The sequence below is a fragment of the Ciceribacter sp. RN22 genome, from assembly GCF_024054295.1.
Taxonomy (GTDB): domain Bacteria; phylum Pseudomonadota; class Alphaproteobacteria; order Rhizobiales; family Rhizobiaceae; genus Allorhizobium; species Allorhizobium lividum.
Genome location: NZ_JAMXLD010000001.1, coordinates 1230316 through 1253398, shown reverse-complemented (window position 1 = coordinate 1253398; position 23083 = coordinate 1230316). Strand labels below are relative to the sequence as shown.

The window sequence follows — 23083 nt, the reverse complement described above, 5'->3', positions numbered from 1 at the left end:
ACTGGTCTCCCCCGGCCCAGGGCCGATCATGCGGGCAATGCTATTGCTTCAGGTTGATCATCCGCTCGACGGCGAGCCTCGCGCGGCCGGCGATCGCCGGATCGACGGTGACTTCCTCGGTCATCAAGAGCAGGCTGTCGAGGATCTTCGGCAGCGTGATCCGCTTCATGTGCGGACAGAGGTTGCACGGCTTGACGAAGTCGACGCCCTTCACCTCCGCCTGGATGTTGGAGGCCATCGAGCACTCGGTGACCAGCAGCACGCGGCCGGGGCGCTTCGTCTTGACGTAGTCGATCATACCCGCGGTCGAGCCGGCATAGTCGGAAACGGCAAGCACGCTCGGATGGCACTCCGGATGGGCGACGATCTCGATCGACGGATCGGCGGCCTTGTATTCGAGAAGCTCCTCGGCGGTGAAGCGCTCGTGCACCTCGCAGTGCCCCTGCCAGGTGAGGATCTTCTTTTTCGTCTTATTGGCGACGTTCATCGCCAGGTATTCGTCCGGGATGCAGAGCACGGTGTCCGATTCGAGGCTGTCGACGACCGCGACCGCGTTCGACGAGGTGCAGCAGATGTCGGTTTCCGCCTTCACGTCGGCCGAGGTGTTGACGTAGGTCACGACCGGCACGCCGGGATAGCGCGCCTTCAGCGCGCGCACGTCGTCACCGGTGATCGATTCCGACAGCGAGCACCCTGCGCGCCCATCCGGGATCAGCACGGTCTTCTCCGGATTGAGCAGCTTCGACGTCTCGGCCATGAAGTGAACGCCGCACTGGATGATGATCTCGGCGTCGACGCGGGTCGCGTCGCGGGCAAGCTGCAGCGAATCGCCCTTGATGTCTGCGACGCAGTGGAAGATTTCCGGCGTCTGGTAATTGTGGGCGAGAATGACCGCGCCGCGCTCCTTCTTCAGCCGGTTGATCGCGTGCACATAGGGCGCGAAGACCGGCCATTCGATCGCCGGGATGAAGCCCTTCACGCGCTCGTAGAGATGCTCGGTTTCCTTGGCGACGGCCGGAGTGAAGGAGAGGTCCGGGCGCTCCAGAACTCCGTATCGTTCGGCGGCACTGCGTACCGGGACGATGCCGGCTCCCGCGCTTTGCACCTCTTGCATCCTGATCTCCCCGCCGTCGCCGGCTTCCATTTATGCTCAATTTGAGCATAAGCAAGGTCAAAGAAAACCGGCGCGTGCCGGTACGCTCGATTTAGAAACTTTTGTGACAAGTTGCAAGGGGCGGCGTCGCTTCGACGACATGCGACATATCGGCATGGGGAAGGTCGGCGCCGGCATTGCGCTCATGCCGAGACGCGGTTAGGTGGTGAAGGAACGCCCCCACGCCCCTCCTGCAGGAACCCGCCGATGTCCTCTCCGCCGATCGCCGATGCCTTCGCTCCGCATGAGGCGCTTGCGGCAAAGCTCTTCGCCCACGCCACGGAAAGCGATGACGGCTCGCACGACATTGCCCACGTGCTGAGGGTGTTCCGCAACGCCATGCGGATCGCGGGAAACGAGGGCAGCGACACCCGGATTCTTGCCGCCGCAGTCCTCCTGCACGACTGCGTGGCGGTCGAGAAGAACTCGCCGCTCCGGGCAAGCGCCTCGCGGCTGGCGGCGGAGAAGGCGGCAAAGATTCTCTCCGGCCTCGGATGGACGGAGGCCGACATCGGTCGCGTCGGGCATGCGATCGAGGCCCACAGCTTTTCCGCCGGCATCGCGCCCGAGACCCTGGAGGCGAAGATCCTGCAGGACGCCGACCGGCTCGACGCCATCGGCATGATCGGCGCGGCGCGCTGCTTCTACATCGCCGGCCGGCTCGGCTCGGCGCTCTACGACCCCGCCGACCCGCTCGGCACGAACCGGCCGCTCGACGACAAGCGCTTTGCCATCGACCATTTCGAGACGAAGCTCTTCCGGCTCGCCGACGGCTTCCAGACGGAAAGCGGACGCGCGCTCGCACGCGAGCGGCACGAGCGCCTCCGTCACGTCCTCGACCTCTTCATCGACGAAATCTGAGGGATCATCATGCAGGTCAGCCAACTGAACATCTATCCCCTGAAGAGCGCCCGCGGCATTCCGTTGCCGGTCGCATCGGTCGACGCCCGCGGGCTTGGCGGCGACCGCCGGATGATGCTGACGGGGCCGGACGGTCATTTCGTCACCCAGCGCGAACTGCCCGATCTCGCCCGCCTCACGGCACTGCCCGCCTCCTCCCACCTCATGCTGCGCCTCGACGACGGCCGCGAGATGATGGTGGCGCCGCCCCATCCCGAGCGCCGCATGAACGTCGCCGTGTGGAAATCGATCGTCAGCGCCGCGGTCGCCGACGACAGCGTCAACGTCCGGCTTTCGGACTGGTTCGGACGGGAGCTGAAGCTCGTCTTCTTCGACGGCGAGGCACACCGCACCGCGAGTGCCGAATGGGCAGGCCCGGATACGCCGGTCGCGTTCGCCGACGGCTATCAGGTACTGGTGACGACCACCGGATCATTGAAGGCGCTCAATGCCGACATGGAGGCTCATGGCGAGGGCACCGTCGGCATGGAGCGTTTCCGCCCGAACATCGTCGTCGACTGCGACGAGGCCTGGGCCGAAGACCGCTGGGCGGCCATCGAGATCGCCGGCCTGCGGCTCGATCTCGTGAAACCCTGTTCGCGCTGCGTCATCACCACCCAGGACCAGCAGACCGGCTCTCGCGAGGGCGCAAGTCCGATGCCGGCAATGGGCCGCCTGCGGATGTCGGCCGACCGCCGCGTTCCGGGTCCGCTCTTCGGCTGGAACGCCGTGCCCCGCGGCGAGGGAAAGATCGCGATCGGCGATGCCGTGACCGTCATCGACACGCGCGCCGAAGGCTGGGCGATCAAGCAGCGGTGACCACCGCTGCGCCTCGACCCATCACCTCTCCGCACCCCAACATTGACAGCCATCAATTCCCCTGATGATTCCTTCAGGAAAACGCGCTTGTCCGTCTTCCTGACGCGCTCGATCGTCTGCTGCCGAAACAGGAGACGGAATCCATGACCACGACCACGCGAAACCCCATGCCCTGGCTGATCATCGTCAGCGGCTCGCTGATCGCGATGATGACGTTCGGACCCCGATCGGCCATGGGTTTCTTCCAGTTGCCGATGCTTTCCGACACCGGTTGGGATCGCTCGACCTTCGGGCTTGCGATGGCGATCCAGAACCTCGCCTGGGGCCTCGGCCAGCCGTTCTTCGGCGCGCTCGCCGACAAATACGGCACCGGGCGGGTGCTGACCCTTTCCGGCCTGCTCTATGCCGCGGGCCTGACCGTCATGGCCCATGCGTCCTCGCCGGTCTGGCTGCATATCGGCGGCGGCCTGCTGGTCGGCCTTGCAGTCGCCTCGGGCTCCTTCGGCATCGTGCTTTCGGCGTTTGCCCGCAACGTCACGCCCGAGCAGCGCTCCTTCGCCTTCGGCATCGGCACCGCCGCGGGGTCGGCCGGCATGTTCCTGTTTGCGCCGCTCAGCCAGGCGCTGATCTCGAACTTCGGCTGGTCGGACAGTCTCGTCTGGCTCGGCGCCCTGATGCTGATCGTGCCGCTGCTCGCCTACCCGCTGCGCGGCAACGCCAATTCCGGCACCCAGTCGAAGGCGCAGGCGCAGCAGACCGTCGCCGAAGCCCTGCGCGAAGCGCTCGGACACCGAAGCTATCTGCTGCTGACCAGCGGCTTCTTCGTCTGCGGCTTCCAGGTCGCCTTCATCACCGCCCATTTCCCGGCCTATCTCGGGGATATCGGTATCGACGCCCGCTATGCGGTGATCGCCATGGCGCTGATCGGTTTCTTCAACGTGATCGGTTCGCTCGCCTCGGGCTTCATCTCGCAGCGTTATTCGAAGCCGTACTTCCTCGCCTTCATCTATGTCGCCCGTTCGGTCGCGGTCACGGCTTTCCTGCTCCTGCCGCAGACGCCGCTTTCGGTGATCGTCTTCGCGATCGTCATGGGACTGCTGTGGCTCTCCACCGTGCCGCCGACCAACGCGCTCGTCGCCATCATGTTCGGCACCCGTCACCTCGGCCTGCTCGGCGGACTGGTGTTCCTGTCCCACCAGATCGGCTCGTTCCTCGGCGTCTGGATGGGCGGCTATCTCTACGACCAGATGGGCTCCTACGACACCGTCTGGTGGTTCGGCGTGGCGCTCGGCGTGTTCGCCGCGATCGTCCACTGGCCGATCGCCGAACGTCCCGTGGACCGCGCGCTGCCGGCGGCGGCGTGAGAGTTCACGATCGAACACATTTTTTAGCAATTGCGGCAAAGGCGATGATTTTTTGCCGCAATGCACCCACAATCCCAGTGTCACAAAATATTATTTTATTTTTCACCCCCTGAAGGTTGACGGAGAAGCACCTCGCGCCTACCTTGAGCCAGCTGGTTCGAACAGAGAACCGACTTAACGTTTCAGCCCGGGATGTTCGATCAACGAGCTCCCTGCCAAAAGGAGGTCAGAATGCGTGTTGTCTTTCTTCATGCCGCCCGTCCTTGGCACCTCTCCCCCAACGGCGTGCGCACGGCCGGCAAATGCCGATCCGTGTGTCGAATGTGACGCCGAACAATCACTGAACTTCACAAGCTGAGTCCAACGATTGTCCGCGCGGGATGCGCGGGCGGGGATACTGATTATGGAAAAGAGAGTTATCGAGTACGCCGGTATACCGGTCGGAATTTCCGTTCCTGACGGGGACCGGGTCAAGTTCATCGCCGTCAAGTTTCCGGTCATCGATCTGGATGGCGGCACCTACCGCAACATCGTCGAGCTGCAGCTCGCGATCCACGACCACATGAAGAAGAACGGTGGGGACGGTCAGGCCATGTTCTCGCACGCCGCCAATGCACTGTCCGGCTCGCCAGCGCGCAAGGCCTTCAATGCAGCCTGAAGAAAACCCTCGCGAGCCGCGCCGGGCGTGATGCCCCGCGGCTCGTAGACATGCCTGCCGAGAAAGAACCCTGTCAGGCGAAACGCATCGGCCAGGCTTTCGGCCGTCGCCGCGCTCGACGCCCCGGCGGAAAGAAAGGGCGGCAGGGCCAGCATCTTGTCCGCCCAGGGCTCTCCTGCCTCCCGGCAGACGGCCCGCCCCGATTTCGGAGAGACATAGACGAGCTCCTCCCGCGTGCCGGTCGCCGCGCACTGGGCGAGGTCGAGCCCGAAACCCAGATCGTTCAGCACCGCAAGCTCGAAGCGGATGAAGAGTTCGCCCGCCGAGCGCGCCTCGTGCAGGTGGTCGAGGATGATGTCGAGCATTCCGAAGAGATGCGGATGGGGATCACGCTCGGGAAGGAGCCGGAGCAGCGCCGCGAGCGCCTGCACCCCGTAGACGGCGGTCGCCGTCTCCATCAGCCGGGCGGCCCGCAGCGTCAGCGGCTCCACCCGGTATTCGCCGAGATGCTCGTCGAGGCGCGCGCGCCAGACGACGTCGAGCCGGTTTCCGGGCTGCAGCATCGGCTGCATGGTGCGGGAACGGCCGCCGCGCACGAGGCCGAGATGCCGTCCGTGCTCGCGGGTCATCATCTCGGCGATGATGCTCGTCTCGCCGTGGCGCCGGGCGCCCAGGAATATCGCTTCGTCGGTCCATTGCATGGTTTCGTTCTACACCAGATCGACCGCCGGGCACAGGTCCGCCGGCAGGAGGAAAGCGACCGGACTGCGATTTCCCGCCACGCGCGTGATACATTTCATTAGGAATCGGTATAGTAGCCGCAGCACGACGCCCTTCCCGATGCGAGCCTCCCCCGAATGTCATCTGACGACCGTCCGTCGACCGAACCCGCACTGGAACCCGGCCTGCTGACGCGGCTGCCGGTGCCGTTGCGCTGGGCGGTCCTCCTCCTGCTTTCGGTCGTGCTTGCCGCGATACTGGAAGAGATCGGCATCCCCGGCGCCCTGCTTCTCGGCCCCATGCTGGCGGCGATCGCGGCTGCAACCAACGGCGCGCGTCTCTCCGTGCCGCGCCTTCCCTACTTCGCCGCTCATTCGATGATCGGCTGCGTGATCGCCCGCGCGCTGGACCTCAAGATTGCCGAGACCTTCCTGCACGGCTGGCCGCTCTTTCTCTCGGTGGTGCTGGCAATCGTGCTCACCAGCACGGTCACGGGTTATCTCATGGCCCGCAGCGGCATCCTGCCGGGAACGACGGCGATCTGGGGGACGTCGGCCGGCGCCGCCTCGGCGATGATGCTGATGGCGGAGGCCTACGGCGCGGATGCGCGCCTCGTCGCCTTCATGCAGTATCTGCGGGTGGTCTGTGTGGCGTCCGCCGCATCGGTGATTGCGGCGCTCGCCTTCCATGCCGCCGGCGGCGAAGCCCAGCCGATCGACTGGTTCCGCCCGGTCGACACGCTTGCCCTTCTCGAAACGCTCGCCGTCGCCTTCACGGCGAGCGCCGTCGGCGCGCTCCTCAATATCCCGGCCGGCACCATGCTGCTGCCGATGATCGCCACCGCCGCACTCTCGACGACGGGCCACCTGCAGATCGAGCTGCCGCCATGGCTGCTCGCCATTTCCTACGGCGTGCTCGGCTGGAAGATCGGCCTCGGCTTCACCCGGCGAATTCTCCGCCACGCGACCAATGCGCTGCCACAGATCATGCTCTCGATTGTCGTGCTGATCGCCTTTTGCGGCGCGCTCGCGGTCCTGCTCTGGGCGACGCTCGGCGTCGACCTGCTGACCGCCTATCTCGCGACCAGCCCCGGCGGGCTCGATTCGGTCGCGATCATCGCCGCCTCGACGCCGGTCGACATCTCTTTCGTGATGGCGCTGCAGACCGCGCGTCTGTTCATCATCATCCTGATCGGACCGCCGATCGCCAGGATGGTGGCGCGGCGGCTGAAGACCTGACCTCAGTCCGGCCGCTCAGCCCTTGGGGAATTCGAGACCCATTTCGCGATAGCGCTCGGGATCGTTGCCCCAGTTTTCGCGGACCTTGACGAACAGGAAGAGGTGCACCGGCTGCTCGAGGATTTCCGAGAGCTCCTTGCGCGAGGCGGTGGAAATCGCCTTGATCGCCTCGCCGGCCTTGCCGAGAACGATCTTCTTCTGGCTCTCGCGCTCGACATAGATCACCTGCTCGATGCGTACCGAGCCGTCCTTGCGTTCCTCCCACTTCTCCGTCTCGACATGGGAGGCGTAGGGGAGTTCCTGGTGCAGCCTGAGGAAAAGCTTCTCGCGGGTGATCTCGGCGGCGAGCTGGCGCATCGGCAGGTCGGAGATCTGGTCCTCCGGATAGTACCAGGGGCCTTCCGGCAGCGTCGTCGCCAGATAGTCCATCAGGTCGTCGCAGCCGGAACCCGTCGTCGCGGAAATCATGAAGGTGCGCTCGAACCGGACCGCCTCGTTGGCAGCGGCGGTGAGCTTCAAAAGCTGTTCCGGCTGCACCCGGTCGATCTTGTTGAGGACGAGAATCTTCGGCTGCGGAACCTCCTTCAGGCCCTCCAGGATCGCCTCGGCATCGCCGCGCAGTCCCCGTTCGCTATCGATCAGCAGCAGGATCAGGTCGGCATCCTTGGCGCCGCTCCAGGCCGACGTCACCATCGCCCGGTCGAGCTTGCGGCGCGGCTTGAAGATACCGGGCGTATCCATGAACACGATCTGCGCGTTCTGGTGAATGGCGATGCCGCGCATCACCGCGCGCGTCGTCTGCACCTTGTGGCTGACGATCGACACCTTGGCGCCGACCAGGCGGTTGACGAGCGTCGACTTGCCGGCATTGGTCGGGCCGATCAGGGCGACGAAGCCCGAATGGGTCGGCTGGTCGCCGGAATGCTCGCCGCCGGCGGCGGCCATGTTGTCATTGTCGGTCATAGATATCCATCGGCCTCAAGGGGCGGTTTTCTGCCAGACGCCCTCGCGCTCCAGCATTTTCGTGGCGGCGACCTGCTCGGCCGCGCGCTTGGAACGTTCGGTTCCCGTTTCGGGGGCGATCCCCGGAATTTCCACCGTCACGGTGAAGCGCGGATCATGATCCGGTCCGCTGCGTTCCGCAACCTTGTACACAGGCGTGGCGGCATGTTTGGCATGCGCCCATTCCTGCAGCTCCGTCTTGGCGTCGCGCCGCGCACCATCGGCCCGGGCGGCCCTCGCGCTCCAGTGCTTCAGCACGAAGCCACGCGCCGCTTCGAGGCCGGCATCCAGATAGATCGCGGCAATCAGGCTTTCCACCACGTCGGCGCGGACGTTCAGCATGTTCTTGCCGGTCAGCTTCTTGACGTCGGCACCGGTGCGGATGAAGCGGTGAAGCTCCAGCTCGTCGGCGATCGCCGCACAGGCCTCGGCGCTGACCAGCTGATTGAAGCGGACGGAAAGCTCGCCCTCGGTCGCGTTTCTGAAGGAGGAAAACAGGAGCTCGGCGATGCAGAGGCCGAGCACGCGGTCACCGAGGAACTCCAGCCGTTCGTAGTCACCACCCCTGGCGAGCGTCGCGCTCGCATGGGTGAGCGCGCGGTCCAGCCGTTCCTTGTCGGCGAAGGCGTAACCAATGGCCGCCTCCGCCCGCGCCCGGTCCTCGGCCGAGAGCCCCTTTACCTTCTTCATTGAACGACCTTGAACAGACGGTCCCAACGCATGTTGGCCGGCCACTTCCAGACCTCGCGGAACGACGTGTCGTTGCCGAGCGAGAAGAAGATCACCGACGCGCGGCCGACGAGGTTCTCGGCAGGCACCATGCCCACGTCGAAACGGCTGTCGAGCGAGTTGTCGCGGTTGTCACCCATCATGAAGTAGTGGCCTTCCGGCACGATGAACTCGCGGGTGTTGTCGCCGCGCGAGGTCGGCGACTGGTCGAGCGTGTCATAGGTCACGCCGTTGTCGAGCGTTTCGCGGAAGACCGGTACATCGGCGCCCGGATCGAGCCGGTAGTCGGAGGTGAAGCTGCCGTCGGGCTCGCGCGGCACCGGCTTGCCGTTGACGAGCAGCACCCCGCCCATGACCTGGATGCGGTCACCCGGAAGCCCGATCAGGCGCTTGATGTAGTCGATGTCGGGGTTCGGCGGGAAGCGGAAGACCACGATGTCGCCGCGCTTCGGTTCGCTGGCGAAGATCCGGCCTTCGAAGAGGTCAGGCGAGAAGGGCAGCGAATATTTCGAATAGCCGTAGGCGAACTTGTTGACGAAGATGTAGTCGCCGACGAGCAGCGTCGGCATCATCGAGCCGGACGGAATGGTGAAGGGCTGGAAAAGGACGGTGCGAATGATCACCGCCAGCAACAGAGCCTGGATGATGACCTTGATGTTTTCCCACAGCCCACTGTGCTTCTTTTCAGCTTGCTCGGTCACGCCGTTTGGTTCCTTTTTCGCGAAATTACGCCCTGTCTAGTCGGTTCGGCCCGCCGCGGCAACGGGAAAGCCCGTGAAATTCCGCCGCACCGCCGGCGCCACGGCGGGAAACAGGCCCCGATGTTCCATTACGGATCAACCGGCCGCGCCTCGATGACCACGAAGGCCTGGGCATAGGGAAATTCGTCGGTCATGGTCAGATGGACCACCGCCTCGTGACCTGCGGGGGTCATGGAGCGCAGGAGCTCCGCCGTCGCACCGGTCAGCACGAGCGACGGCTTGCCGTGCACGGAATTGACGACGCCGATATCCTTCCAGAAGACGCCTTGCGACATGCCGGTGCCGAGCGCCTTCGACAGCGCCTCCTTGGCAGCGAAACGCTTGGCGTAGGAGGCCGCGCGGTTCTTGCCGGCATCGGCGCGTTCGCGCTCGGCATCCGTGAAGCAGCGCCCGGTGAAGCGGTCGCCGAAGCGTTCGATCGAGCGCTCGACACGCCGGATGTCGGCGAGATCGCTTCCTATGCCGATGATCATGAAGCCCCCTGCGCCGCGGACATCATCGCGGCTCCGGTCTGCCGGGCCGCGAGAGGCACGACGGTATCCGAAGCGGCAGCTCCAAGCCACCTGACGTCTCCGCCGGCAGGGAAAGCGGCGAGACGGACACTGCACACGCACCCGGCAGGGGCGCATGAAAATCCGGAGCTTTGCGGCGACGACGAGACATGGGCCACATTTAGTGTATCTGCCCGTCGTCACACAAGGGCGGACAGGCTTCAATCACCGGATCGTCACCGTTTCGTGGCTTGCGCGCCCTTTCCGGGCGCGCAGAGCATGCCGACGATCAGCGGCCGTTGCGGAACAGGCCGCGGTCGATCTGCCGCTGGCGGTATTCCAGGTCGACCAGGTCGCGCGAGCCGTTCAGATAGGCTGCTTCGCGTTCGGCGATGGTCGGGACGTGCAGGGCGCGGGCCAGTTTACGAATGGGAGCAAACATTGTCTTCCCTCTCTTCTTTCATCATTTCCACTGGTCAGGAATATAATGGTGCGACGCACAAAATACCACGCATGGAAGCGGTGCCCAGCCATGCAGAAATCGCATAACGGCATACATCGAGCAGCAGTTTTGCTTAATTGCGAGGCAGAACGCCCCTCAGCTCAGCGCGAGCCGGACTGCAGCAGCTTCGGTCGGATTTCGTCGTCCCAGATCAGATCGCGACAGGTGGCGATCTCCGCCACGCCGAGCCGCAAACGGCGGTCGTCGGACCCGAAGCGCGCGCCGGCCGGCAGAGCCTCGTCACCATCGCAGAGTGCAAGGCCGGCTGGAATGTCGACCATCAGCGCACCGGAAACCTCCCGCCGGATCGAGAAGAGGCCGCCATCGCATTCGACGGCACAGTCGAGCACTTTCGCCTTGCCGGCGACCGGGCGGCAGCCGCCCGAGAGCTGGAACGCTTCAGAAACGCCGCGGAACCGGAATTCGAGGTTGATGATGCTCTCCGCCTGCGGCCAGTCCGGCCGGTAGGAGAGAATGCGCATCTCCGTCACGTTCTGGTGCGGATGGCTGCCCAGATGCGCCTTGTCATAGCGGCGAGCGAAGCAGGTTGAGGCGATTTCTCCGCGCTGGAGTTGCCGGCCGTAGAGCAGCGTCTCGTCACCGTCGGCGGCAAAGACCGGCGCCGGCAGCGCGGCCACAAACATCACGAGCACGGAACCGATTGCCGTCTTCATCACCATCGTCTCCCCTTCCCCATCCCGCGCAGTTGATCACAGCCTTCGGACGGCGTCCAGCAGGTCGGCGACCGAGCAAAATGCAGCTCAGTCGTAGACGCGCTTGACGGTCGAGATGCATTCGAGATCCTTCAACTGGGCGATCAGCTGGTTGAGCTGGCGCAAGTCCCAGACCTCGACGTCGATCGCCATTTCGGTGAAATCGGTGGCGACGCTCGTCATCGTGAGGGTGCGAATGTTCACGTCGAGGCCGGCCATGGTCTGAGCGACCTTGGCGAGCGCGCCCGGCTCGTTGAGCGCGTTGATCAGGATGCGGGCGACGAAGCGTGCCTTGTTGGCCTCGTCGAGATCCCAGCGGACATCGATCCAGCGTTCGGGCTCCTCGTCGAAGCGCTGCAGCGCCGAGGCCTGGATCGGATAGATGGTGATGCCCTTGCCGTCTTCCATGATGCCGACGATACGGTCGCCGGGAACGGCGCCCGCCGGCGAAAAATGCACCTGCGCGCTGCCCGAAAGCCCGCGGATCGGCAGCGGTTCCGGCCCCTCGGCCGCGCCTTCCGCCAGCTTGCCCTTGTTCGGCAAGCGGAAGACCATGCTGTCGGCGCCGCTCATGTTGAACCAGCCTTCGTCGCTCGCCGGCTTCACGGTCACGCGCTCGTCCTGGTAATCGGGGAAGACTGCCCGCAGCACGTCGATCGACGACATCTCGCCACGGCCGACAGCGGCGATTGCGTCCTCGACGTCCTTGTGGCCGAGCCGGTGCAGCACCGGCCGCAGCGCATCGCGCGAGAAGATCTTTCCGGCACGTTCGAAGGTGCGTTCGAGAATGCGATGACCGAGGCCGGAATACTGCTTGCGGATCGCCATGCGGGTCGCGCGGCGGATCGCCGAACGGGCCTTGCCGGTGACGACGATCTCCTCCCAGGCCGCCGGCGGAACCTGCACGCCGGAGCGGATGATCTCGACCTCGTCACCGTTGTTGAGGCGGGTGACGAGCGGCATGATCGAGCCGTTGATCTTGGCGCCGACCGTCGTGTCGCCGATGTTGGTATGGACCGCATAGGCGAAGTCGATCGGGGTCGCGCCGCGCGGCAGCGCGATCAGCTTGCCCTTCGGCGTGAAGCAGAAGACTTGGTCCTGGAAGAGTTCGAGCTTGGTGTGCTCGAGGAACTCCTCCGGGTTGTCGCCTTCGGCCAGCGCCTCGATCGTGTGACGGAGCCACGAATACGCATTGCTTTCCCGCGACAGCAGTTCGCCGTCACCACCACCCTCGCCGTCCTTGTAGAGCGCATGAGCGGCGATACCGTATTCGGCGATCTCGTGCATCCGCTTGGTGCGGATCTGCAGTTCGATGCGCTGGCGCGACGGGCCGACGATGGTGGTGTGGATCGAGCGGTAGTCGTTCTGCTTCGGCGTCGAGATATAATCCTTGAAGCGGCCGGGAACCACGCGCCAGCGGGTGTGGACGATGCCGAGCGCGCGATAGCACGACGGAATGTCGTCGACGATGATGCGGAAGCCGTAGACGTCGGAGAGCTGCTCGAAGGAGAGCGACTTCGACTGCATCTTGCGGAAGACGGAGTAAGGCTTCTTCTGCCGCCCCTTGACTGCCGCGTTGGTCAACCCGTTTGCGACGAGGAGATCGCGCAGCTCGTCCTCGATCTTCTTGATCAGGCCTTCGTTGCGACGGGAGAGCTCGGCAAGCCGCTCGGTGACCGTCTCGTAGGCTTCCGGATTGATATAGCGGAAGGAGAGATCCTCCAGCTCCTCGCGCATGTCCTGCATGCCCATGCGGCCGGCGAGCGGCGCATAGATCTCCATCGTCTCTTCGGAGATGCGGGCGCGCTTCTCGGGCTTCATGTGCTCGAGGGTGCGCATGTTGTGCAGGCGGTCGGCGAGCTTGACCAGCAGCACGCGCACGTCGTCGGAAATCGCCAGCAGCAGCTTGCGGAGATTTTCCGCCTGTTTGGCCTTCTTCGTGACGAGGTCGAGCTTCTTGAGCTTGGTCAGTCCCTCGACCAGACGGCCGATGTCTTCGCCGAAGAGTTCATCGATCTCGGCGCGGGTCGCCGTGGTGTCCTCGATGGTGTCGTGCAGCAGCGCGACGGCGATCGTCGATTCGTCGAGATGCATCTCGGTAAGGATCGCGGCGACTTCGAGGGGATGGGAAATATAGGGGTCGCCGCTCGCACGGGTCTGCTTGCCGTGCTTCTGCATCGCATAGACGTAGGCTTTGTTCAGCAGCGCTTCATTGGCGTCGGGCTTGTATTTCTGAACCCGCTCCACGAGCTCGTATTGCCGCATCATCCAAAGCCACTCCAACAAACGAAAAGCGCGCCAACCCGTGGGGTCGGCGCACATGAGCACATTGTCGTCGGCGCAAGCTTAGCCCGACATTGCTTGACGATTAGTAATCGTCGCTCTTTTCCGGCGGAACAAGACCTTCGATGCCGGCGAGCAGGTCTTCTTCCGACATCTGATCGAAGGTGACGGTTTCCGGCATGTCTTCCTCTTCCTCGCTGCGGACGGCAGCGGTGGAAAGAAGTGCGCCTGCATCCTGCTCCGGCTCGTCGACTTCGACATGCTTCTGCAGCGAATGGATGAGGTCCTCCTTGAGGTCGCCCGGCGAGAGGGTCTCGTCGGCGATCTCGCGCAGGGCGACGACCGGATTCTTGTCATTGTCGCGATCGACGGTGATCTGCGAACCCTGCGAGATCTGCCGTGCGCGATGGCTGGCGAGCAGAACGAGCTCGAAGCGGTTCTCTACTTTGTCGATGCAATCTTCAACGGTGACACGGGCCATAGCCTGTCCTTTACGGTCATGATCTTTCGGGATTAACACGCCCGATACAATCAATGGCCGGCGAATTCAAGTTTTTCCTTGATCGCAGCGCTACATTGCGTTCCGGATGGCGTTACAATCAACGTGGAAAACTTTCACACCTCAACCAAAACGTGCTTGGAATGTGATCCGTCGTGCACTACATGATTCTTATATGAACAGTTCATAATTTTACCGAACTGCTCATACCCGAAGGACAACGTCCTGACTTTGCATAGGTTTTCCGCTTTGCTCGTTTAAATCCAAAGGGATATTGCGCATGTTTGATCCACGCGAAAAGCTCGCCCTCTTCATCGACGGCGCGAATCTCTACGCGGCCTCCAAGAGCCTCGGCTTCGACATCGACTACCGGAAGCTGTTGAAGGCTTTCCAGAAGCGGGCCTACCTGCTGCGCGCCTACTATTATACGGCTCTGATCGAGGATCAGGAATACTCCTCCATCCGCCCGCTGATCGACTGGCTCGACTACAACGGATACAAGGTCGTCACCAAGCCGGCGAAGGAGTTCACCGACTCGATGGGCCGCCGCAAGGTCAAGGGCAACATGGACATCGAGCTTGCCATCGATGCGATGGAGCAGGCGGAAACGGCCGATCACCTGGTGATCTTTTCCGGCGACGGCGACTTCACCACGCTCGTGGAAGCGCTGCAGCGCAAGGGCCGCAAGGTTTCGGTGGTTTCGACCATGGCCACACAGCCGCCGATGATCGCCGACGACCTGCGCCGCCAGTCCGACCATTTCATCGATCTCGTCAGCCTCAAGGCCGAGATCGGCCGCGACCCGAGCGAGCGCATGGCCCGCGCGCCGGTCGAGCCGGCGACGGGTGAAGACATCGAGGAATAGAGCTCCGCTGTTCCATAAGGCGTCCGCGCCCGGCACCGCAGCGTGCCGGGTGATTTTGCATCTGCACCTTTTTCCGGCGACAATCCGACACGGAAAGGTAGTATTCACGCTATTTATTTCTTTCTTAAACATTTGAGAGAAGGATGCGACGAGGAAGAATTGCTTCCGGTAGTCGCCTGGCGGCTCGCCACCGCACAGCATTAACAGATAGCAGTAGAGCAATGACCAGTTCCTTCCGGACCCGTTCCGACCTTACCGACCGCCTCTCTTTTTTAAGAATTGACAAAGCGCAAGTTGAAACACTGATCGCCCTGCAGCCGGTCATCAGCGCCTCCATCGGTCCGGCACTCGACGGCTTCTACGCCGCAGCCAAGGCCAGCCCCGAAACGGCGCGCTTCTTCTTGAGCGACGCTCACATCGCCCACGCAAAGGACAAGCAGCGCCATCACTGGTCGCTCATCACCTCGGGCCGGTTCGACGACCAGTATGTGAATGCCGTGACCGCCATCGGCCGCACCCACGCCCGGCTCGGGCTCGAGCCGCGATGGTACATAGGCGGCTATGCGCTGGTGCTCGAAGGCCTTCTCGACGCCGTTGTGAAGAACGAACTGACGGGCATGCTGCAGGCCAAGAAAGCCAAGCGCATTTCGGACGGCATCAGCGCCGTCCTGAAGGCAGCGATGCTCGACATGGACTATTCGATTTCCGTCTACCTGCAGGCGCTCGCCGAAGAGCGCGAGAAGGCCGAGCAGGAACGCCAGAAGCTGGAGGCGGAGCAGGACGAGGCGATGGCCGCCATCGACCAGGCGCTCGACGCCCTGAGGACGGGCGACCTGACCTCCAGCATCGAACAGCCGCTCTCGCCGCGTTTCGAGCGTCTGCGCGACAACTATAACCAGGCGCTCGACGCGCTCAGCACCGCGTTTGCGGCGATCGTCGACGAAACGGCCCGCGTGTCGATGAGCACGCACGAGCTTTCAGCGGCAACCGACAACATGGCGCAGCGCACCGAGCAGCAGGCCGCAGCGCTCGAAGAGACGGCCGCCGCCCTCGACGAGATCACAGCCGTTTCCCGGCAGGCCACCCAGCGCACCGAGGAGGCGATGTCCGTCGTGCACGCCTCGGCACAGGAAGCCGTGCGTTCCGGCGAGATCGTCGACGAGGCGATCAACGCGATGGGCGAGATCGAGCAGTCGTCGCGCAGGATCACCCAGATCATCGGCGTCATCGACGAGATCTCGTTCCAGACCAACCTCCTTGCCCTCAATGCGGGCGTCGAGGCGGCCCGTGCCGGCGAAAGCGGACGCGGCTTTGCCGTCGTCGCGCAGGAAGTCCGGGAACTTGCCCAACGCTCCGCTTCGGCGGCGCGCGAGATCAAGCTCCTGATCGATCGCTCCTCGCAGGACGTGGCGCACGGCGTCTCGCTCGTCAACCGCACCGGCGAGGCGTTGCGCACGATCGGCGGCCAGGTGCATTCGATCAACGAGCACATCACGGCGATCGCCACCTCCTCGCAGGAGCAGTCCTCCGGTATCAGCGAGATCAACAAGGCGATCAACAGCATGGATCAGATGACCCAGCAGAACGCCGCGATGGTCGAGGAAACCAATGCCTCGACGCATGAGCTCAACCAGATCGCCGAACACCTGAACAGCCTGCTGTCGCGCTTCAACGTCTCGCGCTCGCAGGTCCACACGCCGGCCTCGACGCAGTACCGCCCCTCCTACGCGGCCTGACACGCCTACCCGCCGCCTGAAAAAGAGAAAATCCGTGCTCTTTTTCCGGCGGCGCGTACCGCGGTTCCGGGTTAGAACAGAGGCATGCTGTTCGACCGACCCACCGACGACATCCTCTACGACGCGCTTTTAAAGCGCGATGCTGCCTATGAAGGCTTCGCCTGGGTCTGCGTCACCACGACGCGGATCTTCTGCCGGCTGACCTGCCCGGCCCGCAAGCCCAAGCGCGAGAACTGCGTCTTTCAGGAGAGCATCGCCGCCTGCCTCGAAGCGGGCTTCCGACCCTGTCTCCGCTGCCGGCCGATGCTGCGCTACAAGGGCAACGACGCGACCGTCACCGCGCTTCTCGAAGCGCTGGAGCGCGAGCCGGAACGGCGCTGGCGGGAGAGCGACCTTCTTGCGATGGGGCTTGATCTTTCCACGGTGCGGCGCGCCTTCAAGCGGCAGTTCGGCATGAGTTTTCTCGAAATCGCGCGGCTGCGCCGCGTCGGGCTTGCGGCAGAGACGCTCACCGGGGGCGCACCGGTCATCGAGGCGCAGCTCGACGCCGGCTTCGAATCCGGCAGCGGTTTTCGCGCCGCGATCAGCCAGCTCATCGGCAGCGCGCCGCGTCACCTGCGCGGCAAGGGCCTCCTCAAGGCCGACTGGATCGAAACGCCGATCGGCCCGATGATGGCGATCGCCGACGAGCATGCGCTGCATCTTCTCGAATTCGCCGACCGCCCTGCCCTGCCGAACGAGATCCGGCGCATCCGGGAAAGAACGGGCTGCGGCATCGTCATGGGCCGCACCCCGGTGACGGACCAGATCGAGCGCGAGCTCACCCGCTATTTCGACGGCCATGACGACGGTTTCGAAACGCGGATCGCCGGCCACGGCACGCCGTTCGAGCGGATGGTATGGAGCGAACTGCGCCGCATTCCTACAGGCGGCATCCGCAGCTACTCCGAACAGGCCAAGGCGATCGGCCGGCCCGGCTCCGTCCGGGCGGTGGCGCGCGCCAACGGCGCCAACCAGATCGCGATCGTCATCCCCTGCCACCGGGTGATCGGCGCGGACGGCGGGCTCACCGGCTACGGCGGCGGATTGTGGCGCAAGCGCTGGCTTCTCGAACACGAGCGGCGGATGGCAGCCGGCCGCGGACGGGCCGAAGCCGCGGAATGACGGCGGCGCGCGGGAACGAAACCGGTTACGCCGAGAACGCTTCGAAGGCGATGGTTTGAGCGCCCTGCCAGAGCACCATCCGGCCCATGGCCTCCAGGTGCTCGCGGCCTTCGACCACCGTCAGGAAATGGTTGCCGGCGAGCACGCCCATCTTGCTGGCAAACTGCGAGCTGCCATAGGCGAAGAGCAGCTCGGTTTCGCTGAAGCCGCCCGGATAGAGCAGGATGTCGCCGCGCGAGGGGTGGCTGGTGTGGTTCTCGAAGCCCGCGCCGAACGCGAAATCGCCGAGCGGCACCCAGACCGCCTCGCCGCTCCAGCGGGAATGGATCGTCTGGTTGCGGAACGGCAGGAAGCTCCTGAAGATACGGCAGGTTTCCGGCGCCTTCTCGATCTCGAAACGGGCGACGAAGACGAAGGGACCGACCGTCACCTTCAAGAGTTCGGCAGGGGTTTCGCTCATCAGCCGGCCTTCAGCAACCGGCTCTTCTGGCGGTTCCAGTCGCGTTCCTTCTCGGTCTCGCGCTTGTCGTGCAGCTTCTTGCCCTTGGCGAGCGCGAGTTCGAGCTTGGCGCGGCCCTTTTCGTTGAAATAGACCTTGAGCGGGACGAGCGTCATTCCCTCGCGGTTGACGGCGGCGCGCAGCCGGTTGATCTCGCGCTTCGAGAGCAAGAGCTTGCGGCGGCGGCGCGGCTCGTGGTTGAAGCGGTTCGCCTGCAGGTATTCCGGCAGATAGGCGTTGATCAGCCAGATCTCGTCGCCCTCGTCGGAGGCATAGGATTCGGCGATGTTGGCCTTGCCTTCGCGCAACGACTTGACCTCAGTGCCGGTCAGGACCAGCCCCGCTTCAAAGGTGTCGATAATCTCGTAATTGAAGCGGGCCTTGCGGTTCTCCGCGACAATCTTGTTGACCGTGCGCTGGCTGCCTTTGGGGGCCATGATCTGATCTTCCAATCTGCCCGGACCGTTCTTCTGTTACCGGCGACGGGCACCCGCCGGCTCTTGTCGCATGGATGTAGTACAGAGCGGCGGGGAAATAAAGGCGGGTGGGTGTGGTGATGGGGGGCGATGCAGGTGTGGAGTGCGTTCCGTCCAGAATTCAACCGCGAGACGCCGGACTCAGAGCAGCAGAGTTGACCAAGTATGACCGACACCACTCTATCAACCGGCGCGGATTGGCGACTAGGGCGCCGCTCCGCGCGCACTTCCCAAATAGGGACACCTGCCACCTGATTACGAATGACATGGCCGATAGCACCTCAAAAGGAATGTTGCAGAAATCCTAGCGTTCGCACGCTTTGACGGGTCGGACCGATCGTGGCATGGTAGCGGTCATGATTTGCTTCGTAACCATCGCATAATCCTCTCCGCAAGGTTCTTCGACACCTTCGGAAAAGCAGGCTGCCCTTATCCTGAGAGGACGGCATAGTATGCGATTGGAACATCATGCAGCTCCAACTTCATTTTCTCGAAGCTGAGGGATCGCTTGCCCCTTGGCGTAGTGTTCTTCAACAACAGGCCGATTCCATAATCGCTCGCATTGGCGAAATCGTGCCGTCACGGTTTCATCGGCACGCGGTGGATGTCGTCATCCAGTATCTCCCGGATGAGACCATTCCAGAATTGGGTATCGGCGGCTCCTGCTTCCGTCGCGGGCTGGTGACCATCAATCTTGATCCCGAGGCGGCTGACTTCGAAAAGCACCTAAACCTGGGATTCTTCAGCCGCACACTTGCCCATGAACTCCACCACGCAATGCGATGGGCTGCATGTGGTTACGGGCTCTCGTTAGGTGAGGCCTTAGTATCGGAGGGACTTGCCGATGTGTTTTCGGAGATAGTTACGGGCCTATCCGCCCCGCCGTGGTCAAATGCGCTCATTGTCGCTGATTGGGGCGCGATCATTGATCAGGCCGAGAACGAACTGGATGCACATGATTACGATCATGCGGCTTGGTTCTTTGGCGCTGGAGAACTGTCCCGGTGGGCAGGCTACACGATTGGCTACCATTTGGCCCACCTCTACAGTCAGGCCAATCAGGACGTGGCAAGAACAGGCATGATCGACGTGCCATCGTCTGCGGTTTTGGCCGTATGGGCAAAACTCAAGACGGAAGTCTTTGCCGCGAAATAGGCGACGCTACTTCTGCTGCAAAGGTCTGTCGCGAAACCGCAAAACCATCAGCGGCCGGGCACGTCCGTCCGGCCTGCTGATTGCCTTAGCTCATCCCCTCACCCCACCAGCCCCGCATGCGCGAGTGCCGCGTCGATCGCCGCTTCGGTGGCGGGTTCGAGCGTCGGCAGCAGCGGCAGGCGCACCGTGCGGCTCATCCGGCCGAGCTTCGAGAGCGCGTATTTGACGCCGCAGAGGCCGGGCTCGATGAAAATTGCCTTGTGGAGCGGCATCAGCCGGTCCTGGTATTCGAGCGCCTTCTTGTAGTCGCCGGCGCGCGTCGCCGCCTGGAACTCGGCACAGAGCCGCGGCGCGGCGTTCGCCGTCACCGAGATGCAGCCGACGCCGCCGTGCGCGTTGAAGCCGAGCGCCGTCGCGTCTTCCCCCGAAAGCTGGATGAAGTCCGGCCCGCAGGTGATCCGCTGCTCGGAGACGCGCTCGATCTTGCCGGTCGCATCCTTCACGCCGACGATGTTCTTGTGCGCCCTCGCGAGCTTGCCCATGGTTTCCGGGCTCATGTCGATCACCGAGCGGCCGGGGATGTTGTAGATGAAGATCGGCAGCTTCACCGCATCGGCGACCGCCGCAAAATGGGCAAACAGGCCCTTCTGGGTCGGCTTGTTGTAATAGGGGGTGACGACGAGCAGCGCGTCGGCGCCGACGGCTTCGGCATGCTGCGCAAGCTCGATCGCCTCGTTCGTGTTGTTGGAGCCGGCGCCGGCGATCACCGGGACCCGCTTCTTTGCCGCCTCGACGCACAGTTCCACGACCCGTTTGTGCTCCGCATGGGAAAGGGTCGGCGATTCACCCGTCGTGCCGACCGGCACGAGACCGGTCGAGCCTTCGGCGATCTGCCATTCCACATGCGCTGCGAAAGCTGCCTCATCGACCGCACCGGTTTCGGTGAACGGCGTCACGAGAGCAGGAATGGATCCCTGGAACATGCATAAAACTCCTCACGGCCGGCATTCATGCTTCGGCCGCATTCCTCGGTTACGAACGCGCGCAGCTTATTGCGGCCTCCGGGCCGCGGCAAGCGCACCGGGCGCGGTTTTATGACAGTTTCACCCGGCGTAAAAGCGGGAAAATCTGGTGCTGCGGTAAGGCTTCGTTAATATGCTCGGCAACTAATGGAGATATTCCACATCTGCCATCGGGTACGGGGATGAAAAGAGCGCTTCTGCTGACCTCCGCCTTCGGTTTCGGGCTGGCGGCCGCTGCCGCCATGGCCGGCCCGCCGGACGGCGGCGCCGTGCCCCTGCCGATGCCGAAGCCCGACATGCGCCCGGTCGAGGCAGCCCTGGTGCCGACCTTCGAGATCACCGGCGCAATCCCGCGGATGGGGCGCCTGCCGGTCGCCGATCCGCGGCTGAAGGCGGGGCTCGACGCGCTTTCCAACAAGGACGGCGCCGCAGCGCTTGCCATCCGCGATCGGATGGAAGCCTCGCTCGACCGGCACATGCTCACCTGGTCGATCGCCATGTCCGGCCTGCCGGGAATCCCCTCTTCCGCCATCGCCGCGGCGCAACGCGAGCTCGACGGCTGGCCGGGGCTTTCGGCCTTCCGGGCCAATTCCGAACGCGCCCTCTACCGCGAGAACCCGCCGGCCGACGCCGTCCTCTCCGCCTTTGGCGCGACGAAACCGGAGACGCCGGAGGGCGCGGTGATCCTGGCGCGGGCAGAGCTTGCTTCCGGTGACCGGGCCGCGGCCGCCCGCACGCTCCGCGCGATCTGGCACGGCGAGGCGCTCGACAAGACGATGGAGGACAGGATCCTCAAGGAGTTTTCCGGGCTCCTCACCACCGCCGACCACAAGACGCGGATGGATTATCTCCTCTATCGCGGACGCGTGACCCAGGCCAAGCGCTTCTCCACCCTCGGCGAAGCGCAGTCGCTCTATAACGCCTGGACGGCCGTGCTCAACCGCTCGTCGATGGCTCCGCAACTCCTCAAGGCGGTCGACGCGCGCTGGGCCCAGGACCCTGCCCTGCTCTTTGCGCGGATCGAATATCTCCGCCGGCAGGACAAGTATGAGGAAGCCGCGAGCCTGCTCGCCAAGGCGCCGCGCGATGCCGTCACACTCGTCAACACCACCGAATGGTGGAACGAGCAGCGCATCGTCGCCCGCGGTCTCGCCGACCAGGGCGACTTCAAGGCCGCCTACCGGGTGGCGGCGCGCCATACGGCGAGCGAGTCGAGCGACGTCGTCGATGCGGAGTTCCATGCCGGCTGGTATGCACTGCGCGGCCTTCGCGACGCCGAGACCGCCGCGGCGCATTTCCGCAAGATCCTCACCGTGTCGCAAAAGCCGCTTTCGGTTTCGCGGGCCTGGTACTGGCTCGGCCGCGCCGCAGAGGCCGGCGGCAAGGCGGAAGCGAACGACTTCTTCCTGAAGGCGGCGCGCTACCCGAGCACCTTCTACGGCCAGCTTGCGGCCGCGCGGCTCAGGTCGCCGGGGCTTTCCATCCCGTATCCCGAGCCGACACCCGAGGAGCGACGCACCTTCGCCAATCGCGAGGCGGTGCAGGCGATCGCGCGCTTCGAGGCGGCCGGTCACGGCTGGCGGGCGGAAAGCCTCTACCGGGCGCTCGCCCAGCAGATCGACAGCCCGGGCGAGCTCGCGCTTCTCGCCGCCAAGGCCGAGAAAAGCGTCGGCCACCAGCTCTCTCTGCAGATCGGCAAGACCGCCTATGCGCGCGGCATCGACGTGCCCGCGCTTGCCTTCCCGATCGGCGTCATTCCGAGCTCCGCCAACATCGCCGGCTCCGGCAAGGCGCTCGCTTACGCGATTGCGCGGCAGGAAAGCGCCTTCAATCCGGCTGCCGTCTCGCCGGCGGATGCCCGCGGCCTCCTGCAACTGATGCCGGGCACCGCGAAGGGCGTCGCCGGGCGCTACGGTCTCGCCTATTCGCCGGAAAAGCTCACCTCCGACGCCGGCTACAATGCGACGCTCGGAGCACACTATCTCGGCGAACAGATCGACAAATTCGGCGGCTCCTACGTGCTCACCTTCGTCGCCTACAATGCCGGGCCGAAGCGCGTGCCGGAATGGATCGCCCGCTACGGCGACCCGCGCGGCAAGTCGATCGACGACGTTGTCGACTGGATCGAACGCATTCCCTTCCCCGAGACGCGCAACTACGTGCAGCGGGTGATGGAGAACTACCAGATCTACAAAACCCGCCTCGGGCAGACGGCCGACATCGTCCACGACCTGCGCTACGGGCGCTGAGGCCGTCTCTCGACAACCCTCTGTTTTCGTGGAACTTTGCGACATGGCGTCCGCATGGCCGCCTTGCAGGCAAGACCGGGAGGAT

General features: G+C 64.2%; 23 protein-coding genes. 10 read left to right on the top strand and 13 right to left on the bottom strand.

Annotated features, from left to right (window positions below; all coding sequences use genetic code 11):
• Positions 1 to 40: 40 nt before the first annotated feature.
• Positions 41 to 1114, bottom strand: a complete 1074-nt coding sequence (gene nadA, locus NHF53_RS06220) for a quinolinate synthase NadA (RefSeq protein WP_252833526.1) — start codon at positions 1112 to 1114, stop codon at positions 41 to 43.
• A gap of 246 nt (positions 1115 to 1360) precedes the next feature.
• Here nadA and NHF53_RS06215 point away from each other — a divergent pair, with 246 nt between their 5' ends.
• The 4 genes from NHF53_RS06215 (at position 1361) to NHF53_RS06200 (ending at position 4894) form a co-directional block, all read left to right on the top strand.
• Positions 1361 to 2014 (top strand): HD domain-containing protein, encoded by a 654-nt coding sequence (locus NHF53_RS06215; RefSeq protein WP_252833525.1) that lies wholly within the window; start codon positions 1361 to 1363, stop codon positions 2012 to 2014.
• Between the two features lie 9 nt (positions 2015 to 2023).
• Positions 2024 to 2872: an MOSC domain-containing protein gene (locus NHF53_RS06210; protein WP_252833524.1), complete on the top strand. Its 849-nt coding sequence runs from the start codon at positions 2024 to 2026 to the stop codon at positions 2870 to 2872.
• A gap of 143 nt (positions 2873 to 3015) precedes the next feature.
• Positions 3016 to 4236: an MFS transporter gene (locus tag NHF53_RS06205; RefSeq protein ID WP_252833523.1), complete on the top strand. Its 1221-nt coding sequence runs from the start codon at positions 3016 to 3018 to the stop codon at positions 4234 to 4236.
• Between the two features lie 403 nt (positions 4237 to 4639).
• Entirely contained in the window at positions 4640 to 4894 is a 255-nt protein-coding gene (locus tag NHF53_RS06200) for a hypothetical protein (protein WP_112686797.1), read from the top strand.
• Here NHF53_RS06200 and recO read toward each other — a convergent pair.
• A complete protein-coding gene (gene recO / locus NHF53_RS06195; protein ID WP_148163009.1) occupies positions 4822 to 5595 on the bottom strand; it encodes a DNA repair protein RecO in 774 nt (257 codons plus the stop codon). The two genes, NHF53_RS06200 and recO, sit on opposite strands and share 73 nt — an antisense overlap.
• Positions 5596 to 5751: 156 nt before the next feature.
• On the opposite strand from recO, the gene NHF53_RS06190 reads away from it, so the two are divergent.
• Entirely contained in the window at positions 5752 to 6852 is a 1101-nt protein-coding gene (locus NHF53_RS06190; RefSeq protein ID WP_252833522.1) for an AbrB family transcriptional regulator, read from the top strand.
• 15 nt (positions 6853 to 6867) lie between these two features.
• Here NHF53_RS06190 and era read toward each other — a convergent pair whose 3' ends face one another.
• The 8 genes from era to rpoZ all read right to left on the bottom strand — a co-directional run bounded on the left by era (position 6868) and on the right by rpoZ (position 13814).
• Positions 6868 to 7815 (bottom strand): GTPase Era, encoded by a 948-nt coding sequence (gene era / locus NHF53_RS06185; RefSeq protein WP_252833521.1) that lies wholly within the window; start codon positions 7813 to 7815, stop codon positions 6868 to 6870.
• 15 nt (positions 7816 to 7830) lie between these two features.
• Positions 7831 to 8544, bottom strand: coding sequence for a ribonuclease III (gene rnc, locus NHF53_RS06180; RefSeq protein WP_114361927.1), 714 nt, complete (start codon positions 8542 to 8544; stop codon positions 7831 to 7833).
• Positions 8541 to 9284, bottom strand: a complete 744-nt coding sequence (gene lepB, locus NHF53_RS06175; RefSeq protein WP_252833520.1) for a signal peptidase I — start codon at positions 9282 to 9284, stop codon at positions 8541 to 8543. The genes rnc and lepB overlap by 4 nt, the downstream gene beginning before the upstream one ends.
• Positions 9285 to 9412: 128 nt before the next feature.
• On the bottom strand, positions 9413 to 9817 hold the full coding sequence (gene acpS, locus NHF53_RS06170; RefSeq protein ID WP_114361925.1) for a holo-ACP synthase: 405 nt from the start codon (positions 9815 to 9817) through the stop codon (positions 9413 to 9415).
• A 307-nt stretch (positions 9818 to 10124) separates the two neighbouring features.
• Complete coding sequence (locus NHF53_RS06165; RefSeq protein ID WP_112686783.1) at positions 10125 to 10277, bottom strand: DUF3563 family protein; 153 nt, start codon at positions 10275 to 10277, stop codon at positions 10125 to 10127.
• 161 nt (positions 10278 to 10438) lie between these two features.
• Entirely contained in the window at positions 10439 to 11011 is a 573-nt protein-coding gene (locus NHF53_RS06160) for a hypothetical protein (protein WP_252833519.1), read from the bottom strand.
• Between the two features lie 87 nt (positions 11012 to 11098).
• On the bottom strand, positions 11099 to 13318 hold the full coding sequence (locus tag NHF53_RS06155; RefSeq protein ID WP_114361923.1) for a bifunctional (p)ppGpp synthetase/guanosine-3',5'-bis(diphosphate) 3'-pyrophosphohydrolase: 2220 nt from the start codon (positions 13316 to 13318) through the stop codon (positions 11099 to 11101).
• 100 nt (positions 13319 to 13418) lie between these two features.
• The gene (gene rpoZ, locus NHF53_RS06150; RefSeq protein WP_112686777.1) at positions 13419 to 13814 is read right to left on the bottom strand and encodes a DNA-directed RNA polymerase subunit omega; all 396 of its coding nucleotides are present in this window, start codon (positions 13812 to 13814) and stop codon (positions 13419 to 13421) included.
• Between the two features lie 298 nt (positions 13815 to 14112).
• Between rpoZ and NHF53_RS06145 the strand changes: the two genes are divergently transcribed.
• The 3 genes from NHF53_RS06145 (at position 14113) to NHF53_RS06135 (ending at position 17597) form a co-directional block, all read left to right on the top strand.
• A complete protein-coding gene (locus tag NHF53_RS06145) occupies positions 14113 to 14697 on the top strand; it encodes an NYN domain-containing protein (protein WP_114361922.1) in 585 nt (194 codons plus the stop codon).
• A 221-nt stretch (positions 14698 to 14918) separates the two neighbouring features.
• Positions 14919 to 16433 carry a globin-coupled sensor protein gene (locus tag NHF53_RS06140; protein WP_252833518.1) on the top strand — a complete coding sequence of 505 codons (1515 nt, stop codon included), beginning with the start codon at positions 14919 to 14921 and terminating at the stop codon, positions 16431 to 16433.
• 84 nt (positions 16434 to 16517) lie between these two features.
• On the top strand, positions 16518 to 17597 hold the full coding sequence (locus NHF53_RS06135) for a bifunctional transcriptional activator/DNA repair enzyme AdaA (protein ID WP_252833517.1): 1080 nt from the start codon (positions 16518 to 16520) through the stop codon (positions 17595 to 17597).
• A gap of 25 nt (positions 17598 to 17622) precedes the next feature.
• Here NHF53_RS06135 and NHF53_RS06130 read toward each other — a convergent pair whose 3' ends face one another.
• Together NHF53_RS06130 and smpB are read right to left on the bottom strand one after the other, a co-directional pair.
• Positions 17623 to 18057, bottom strand: a complete 435-nt coding sequence (locus NHF53_RS06130; RefSeq protein WP_252833516.1) for a DUF3830 family protein — start codon at positions 18055 to 18057, stop codon at positions 17623 to 17625.
• The gene (smpB, locus tag NHF53_RS06125; protein ID WP_252833515.1) at positions 18057 to 18533 is read right to left on the bottom strand and encodes an SsrA-binding protein SmpB; all 477 of its coding nucleotides are present in this window, start codon (positions 18531 to 18533) and stop codon (positions 18057 to 18059) included. Before smpB ends, NHF53_RS06130 begins: the two co-directional genes overlap by 1 nt.
• A 507-nt stretch (positions 18534 to 19040) precedes the next feature.
• On the opposite strand from smpB, the gene NHF53_RS06120 reads away from it, so the two are divergent.
• Complete coding sequence (locus NHF53_RS06120) at positions 19041 to 19727, top strand: DUF2268 domain-containing putative Zn-dependent protease (protein ID WP_252833514.1); 687 nt, start codon at positions 19041 to 19043, stop codon at positions 19725 to 19727.
• Between the two features lie 98 nt (positions 19728 to 19825).
• Here the strand turns inward: NHF53_RS06120 and dapA are convergent, their stop codons facing one another.
• A complete protein-coding gene (gene dapA / locus NHF53_RS06115; protein WP_252833513.1) occupies positions 19826 to 20710 on the bottom strand; it encodes a 4-hydroxy-tetrahydrodipicolinate synthase in 885 nt (294 codons plus the stop codon).
• 221 nt (positions 20711 to 20931) lie between these two features.
• On the opposite strand from dapA, the gene NHF53_RS06110 reads away from it, so the two are divergent.
• Entirely contained in the window at positions 20932 to 22998 is a 2067-nt protein-coding gene (locus NHF53_RS06110) for a lytic transglycosylase domain-containing protein (protein WP_252833512.1), read from the top strand.
• The last annotated feature ends 85 nt before the right edge of the window (positions 22999 to 23083 follow it).

What these genes read in the sequence shown, in the direction of transcription:
- NHF53_RS06190 (WP_252833522.1), top strand. Translation starts at nt 5,752, where the DNA reads ATGTCATCTGACGACCGTCCGTCGACCGAACCCGCACTGGAACCCGGC.
- NHF53_RS06130 (WP_252833516.1), bottom strand. Translation starts at nt 18,057, where the DNA reads ATGAGCGAAACCCCTGCCGAACTCTTGAAGGTGACGGTCGGTCCCTTC.
- NHF53_RS06140 (WP_252833518.1), top strand. Translation starts at nt 14,919, where the DNA reads ATGACCAGTTCCTTCCGGACCCGTTCCGACCTTACCGACCGCCTCTCT.
- acpS (WP_114361925.1), bottom strand. Translation starts at nt 9,817, where the DNA reads ATGATCATCGGCATAGGAAGCGATCTCGCCGACATCCGGCGTGTCGAG.
- NHF53_RS06110 (WP_252833512.1), top strand. Translation starts at nt 20,932, where the DNA reads ATGAAAAGAGCGCTTCTGCTGACCTCCGCCTTCGGTTTCGGGCTGGCG.
- recO (WP_148163009.1), bottom strand. Translation starts at nt 5,595, where the DNA reads ATGCAATGGACCGACGAAGCGATATTCCTGGGCGCCCGGCGCCACGGC.
- rnc (WP_114361927.1), bottom strand. Translation starts at nt 8,544, where the DNA reads ATGAAGAAGGTAAAGGGGCTCTCGGCCGAGGACCGGGCGCGGGCGGAG.
- era (WP_252833521.1), bottom strand. Translation starts at nt 7,815, where the DNA reads ATGACCGACAATGACAACATGGCCGCCGCCGGCGGCGAGCATTCCGGC.
- dapA (WP_252833513.1), bottom strand. Translation starts at nt 20,710, where the DNA reads ATGTTCCAGGGATCCATTCCTGCTCTCGTGACGCCGTTCACCGAAACC.
- nadA (WP_252833526.1), bottom strand. Translation starts at nt 1,114, where the DNA reads ATGCAAGAGGTGCAAAGCGCGGGAGCCGGCATCGTCCCGGTACGCAGT.
- NHF53_RS06210 (WP_252833524.1), top strand. Translation starts at nt 2,024, where the DNA reads ATGCAGGTCAGCCAACTGAACATCTATCCCCTGAAGAGCGCCCGCGGC.
- NHF53_RS06145 (WP_114361922.1), top strand. Translation starts at nt 14,113, where the DNA reads ATGTTTGATCCACGCGAAAAGCTCGCCCTCTTCATCGACGGCGCGAAT.
- NHF53_RS06160 (WP_252833519.1), bottom strand. Translation starts at nt 11,011, where the DNA reads ATGAAGACGGCAATCGGTTCCGTGCTCGTGATGTTTGTGGCCGCGCTG.
- NHF53_RS06215 (WP_252833525.1), top strand. Translation starts at nt 1,361, where the DNA reads ATGTCCTCTCCGCCGATCGCCGATGCCTTCGCTCCGCATGAGGCGCTT.
- rpoZ (WP_112686777.1), bottom strand. Translation starts at nt 13,814, where the DNA reads ATGGCCCGTGTCACCGTTGAAGATTGCATCGACAAAGTAGAGAACCGC.
- NHF53_RS06205 (WP_252833523.1), top strand. Translation starts at nt 3,016, where the DNA reads ATGACCACGACCACGCGAAACCCCATGCCCTGGCTGATCATCGTCAGC.
- NHF53_RS06200 (WP_112686797.1), top strand. Translation starts at nt 4,640, where the DNA reads ATGGAAAAGAGAGTTATCGAGTACGCCGGTATACCGGTCGGAATTTCC.
- NHF53_RS06120 (WP_252833514.1), top strand. Translation starts at nt 19,041, where the DNA reads ATGCAGCTCCAACTTCATTTTCTCGAAGCTGAGGGATCGCTTGCCCCT.
- NHF53_RS06155 (WP_114361923.1), bottom strand. Translation starts at nt 13,318, where the DNA reads ATGATGCGGCAATACGAGCTCGTGGAGCGGGTTCAGAAATACAAGCCC.
- NHF53_RS06135 (WP_252833517.1), top strand. Translation starts at nt 16,518, where the DNA reads ATGCTGTTCGACCGACCCACCGACGACATCCTCTACGACGCGCTTTTA.
- smpB (WP_252833515.1), bottom strand. Translation starts at nt 18,533, where the DNA reads ATGGCCCCCAAAGGCAGCCAGCGCACGGTCAACAAGATTGTCGCGGAG.
- NHF53_RS06165 (WP_112686783.1), bottom strand. Translation starts at nt 10,277, where the DNA reads ATGTTTGCTCCCATTCGTAAACTGGCCCGCGCCCTGCACGTCCCGACC.